General features: G+C 74.7%; 2 protein-coding genes and 1 pseudogene. 1 reads left to right on the top strand and 2 read right to left on the bottom strand.

Going from position 1 to position 3,900, the window contains the following annotated elements; translation table 11 throughout:
- Nucleotides 1-216, bottom strand: a pseudogene (locus ACWDCZ_RS39230) (sugar phosphate isomerase/epimerase); the annotation flags it as partial.
- Between the two features lie 6 nt (nucleotides 217-222).
- Nucleotides 223-2,154: a DUF2264 domain-containing protein gene (locus ACWDCZ_RS39225; protein WP_449818459.1), complete on the bottom strand. Its 1,932-nt coding sequence runs from the start codon at nucleotides 2,152-2,154 to the stop codon at nucleotides 223-225.
- 326 nt (nucleotides 2,155-2,480) lie between these two features.
- On the opposite strand from ACWDCZ_RS39225, the gene ACWDCZ_RS39220 reads away from it, so the two are divergent.
- Nucleotides 2,481-3,833, top strand: a complete 1,353-nt coding sequence (locus ACWDCZ_RS39220) for an ABC transporter substrate-binding protein (protein ID WP_079272882.1) — start codon at nucleotides 2,481-2,483, stop codon at nucleotides 3,831-3,833.
- The last annotated feature ends 67 nt before the right edge of the window (nucleotides 3,834-3,900 follow it).

Here is a 3,900-nt window from a genome sequence, read left to right as displayed (position 1 = left end):
CTCGGCGCGCTGCAGGGCAAGCGGATGCGCAACTTCGACGTCTTCAACGTGGTGCGCACCCGGGACGGCCGGGCGGTCTACTTCTACTCCGACCCAGACCGGCTGGTCGTCGGCGCAGCGCAGTTCGAGGCCGTGCCAGCCGTGTTCGGCGGCGAGGGCGGCGGCCCGGTCGAGCGGCGTCCCGGGCAGGCCGAGGGAGGCGAGGGCGAGGGGCACGGCGGTTCAGTCCCCTTCGGCGGGGTGGACGGTGACGGCGGCGGGTGCCAGGCGGATCCGCAGGCCCGGTGCGCCGGCGAGGCGGACGGTCAGCAGGACGGCCTCCGGGTCCTGCCCGTCCGGCCGGGCCGTCAGCTGGACGGTGTCCGCGAGCGCCGGCGGCCGCGTGACGGCGGTGAGCCGGGCGGCGCAGGCGAACAGGGCCGGGCCGTCGGCGGGAAGCTCGCCGGTGAGCACCGGCAGGGCGGCCTCGGGGCCGAACGCGGTACCGCCGGGGACGTGCTCGGCGCCGGCGGTGGTGAAGCCGCGCAGGGCGTGCAGCTCCGAGGCGAGCCCGCCGTCGGCCCGCACTCCGGCACCGGCGCGCTGCCCGGCGCCCCGGCCCGCGACGGCCCAGCCGGTTTGGGTGACCGGGGTGCCGGCCGGCCCGCCGGTGACCAGGTGGGCCCGGAACTCCTCGGCGCCGTGGGCCAGGGTGAGCGAGGTGACGGTGACGCCGGGCAGTTCACGGCCGCCGACGCGCGGGTGCCAGCGGGAGGCGGCCCAGCCGGGCCCGGCGCCGAGCGGGTGGACGCGGCCGCGTTCGGTGGGTCCGGCGTCGGTCAGCAGGGCGAGGTGGTTGTCGGCGGGGCCCTCGAAGGCCGGCCCGGTGGCGGTGGAGTGGGCGAGCCGCGCGTAGTACGGGTCGTCCGGGCCCGCGGCGTCGGCGGGCTGGTCGTCGCTGCCGTGGTTGTGCAGCCGGACCAGGCCGTCGGCGGCGGTGGACTGCACCAGCCAGCCGGGCCCGTGCAGGGCGAGGACGGTGTCGCGCTCCTCGACGGGTGCGAGTCCCTCCGGCGCGGTCCACACCGGGTGGCCGGGCGGGAGCAGCAGGCCGAGGAAGGCGCTGCCGGCCCAGTACGGGGAGGCGGGGCCGGAGTAGACCTGGACGAGCCGGAGGTCGGGTCCGTGCCAGCCGAGGGTGAGCAGGCCCCGGTCGTCGACGGCGCCGCGGTCGAGGAAGTGGCGCAGGGCGCCGGAGGCGAGGCGGCGGGTGGTGCCGGGGGCGAGCGGGGTGTGGCCGGTCAGAGCCCCGGCCCAGAGCGGGGCGGTGGCGGCGAAGCGGTAGGTGAGCGAGCGGCCCTGGTGGACGGGCGCGCCGTCGGCCCCGAAGGTGTGGGCGTAGCCGGCCAGGTGGGCGGCGAGGCGCTCGCCGTACACGGCGCCCAGGGCCCGGTCGCCGGCGAGGTGGGCGTGCAGGACGGGGTACAGGTGCAGGGCCCAGCCGTTGTAGTGGTCGAAGGCGCGGGGGCGGCCGTCGGTGTACCAGCCGTCGCCGAGGTACCAGCGGTCGATGTGCTCCAGCCCGCGGCGGACGGCGGCGCGGGCCTCGGGTTCGGCGATGCCGGCCTCGGCGAGGAAGCCGCCGACGGACAGCGGGAAGAGCTGCCAGTTGTTGTCGTTGGGCACGCGGTGCAGGGCGTCGGCGAGCCAGCGGCCGACCCGGTCGCGGACGGGCCCGGACAGCCGGTCCCAGAGCCAGGGGCGGGTCAGGCGCAGGGCGAAGGCGATGGAGGCGGCCTCGACCATGGCCTGGCCCCGGTCGGTGATCAGCGGCCAGGACTCGCGGTCGCCGTCGGCGAGGTCGCGCTCGCCGGTGGGGGTGCGGGTGCCGGCGTCGAGTCCGGCGGCGTAGTGCGCCAGCAGGCCGTGCGGATCGGTGCCGCCCGCGCCGGCCACCCGCAGGGCGGCGGGCAGGAAGGTGCGGGCGAAGCCCTCCAGGGCGTCGGAGCGGCGCCCGGAGCGGCTCGGGCGGGGGCCGGGCAGGTCGATCAGCGCCCCGGCGGGACTGGCGTGGGGGAGGACCGCGGTCAGCAGGCCGTCGGCCACCGCCTCCCAGTGCTCCCTGGTCCAGCCGGTGTGCGGGCTGAGGTCGCGGTCCTCCGGGGGCAGGCGCATGAGGTCCTCCGAGATCGGGTGGTGGGCCGGAATCTAGGTAGTGCCTGATCGTTCGTCAAGCCGGAGCGATCAAATGAGCGGCTTGATCGGATTGTGATGTTGTCGCCGCGGCAGCGTATTGCCCCGATTTTCCGGCATTCCAGTGATCGCGAGGGCGGCTTCGGAAGCCCGACAGGTCGATCATGTCAGATCATTTGATCCAAATCTCTTGACTCCGATCGCCTATCTGCTCAGGATGACAGCCAATCGCCCCCACCCTCTGACGGGTCCCGGCCGGAGCCGACCGTTTCCGGGCCCTGTGCACCCTCGTCCTAAGGAGCCCACCGATGCGCTCGACCCCCCTCTCCCGGCGCAGAGCCCTCCGCACCGCCGCCGCGGCCACCTCGGCCGCGCTCTGCGTCACCCTGCTCGCCGCCTGCGGCAGCAGCGGCGACGGGGCGGCGGCCACCGCCGCGGACGACGGCAAGCCGGTCAGCCTGACCTTCTGGGGCTGGGCGAAGGGCACCAAGGACGTGGTCGCCGCGTTCAACGCGAGCCACCCGAACATCCAGGTCGTCTTCGAGGAGATCCCGGCCGGCGCGGCCGGCGGCTACGCCAAGCTCTCCAACGCGGTGAAGGCCGGCAACGCCCCCGACGTCTTCAACGTCGAGTACCCGCAGCTGCCGGACTTCGTCAGCCAGGGCGCCGTCCAGGACATCAGCAAGCTGGTCGACGGCGACCTCAAGGCCAAGTACCTGCCGCAGGCCGTCGAACTCACCTCGCTCGGCGGCCGCACCTGGGCCCTGCCGCTGGACGCCTCCCCCCAGGTCTTCTACTACCGCAAGGACCTCTTCGCCAAGGCCGGCATCACCGTCCCCAAGACCTGGGACGAGTTCCGCACCGCGGCGCAGCAGCTGAAGGCAGCCCAGCCCGACACCCGCATCGCCACCTTCTTCCCCGACGACCCGACCACCTTCGAGGCGATGGCTTGGCAGAACGGCGCCCACTGGTTCGCCGCCGCCGACGAGGCCTGGAAGGCCGACCTGACCGGGCCGGAGACCCGCAAGGTCGCCGACTACTGGCAGAAGCTGGCCGACGAGGACCTCGTGCGCGTCATGCCGTCCTTCAGCCAGCAGTGGACCGCCTCCCTGCAAAAGGGCGAGACGGCCGGCTACCTCGGCGCCACCTGGGGCGGCGGCGTCCTGAAGGCCAACCTCGGCACCGCCCCCGAGGTCAACGGCACCTGGGCGGCCGCGCCGATGCCCAGCTGGGACGGCAGCCCCGCCAGCGGCATGCTCGGCGGCACCACCTTCGCCGTGTCCAAGGACAGCAAGAAGGCCAAGGCCGCCGTCGAGTTCGCCACCTGGGCGACCACCACCGCGGACGGCTTCAAGGCCCGGATCTCCTCCGGCACCTCCTCCGCCTACCCGGCCGCCACCGAGCTCGTGCCGGCCGCCAAGCAGGCCTTCAACACCGACTTCTACGGCGGCCAGGACCTCTACGCCCTCTACGCGGACGCCGCCAAGTCCGTCAAGCCGGGCTGGACCTGGGGCCCGGCGATGGGCGTCACCAACGGCTCGCTGAAGGACTCCTTCGGCAAGGTCGCCGGCCGGACCGGCACCATCGACGAGTCGCTCACCGCCGCGCAGCAGGCCACCCTCGCCGAGTTCAAGAACCGCGGACTGAAGGTCGCCCAGTGACCACCGGCACCCATCCAGGCCGTACCGCCCGCGCCACCGCCGGCCGGTGCCCCGTACCGCCCGCGCC

The sequence above is a fragment of the Kitasatospora sp. NPDC001225 genome (genome assembly GCF_053597855.1).
This window is presented reverse-complemented; position numbering and strand designations above follow the sequence as displayed.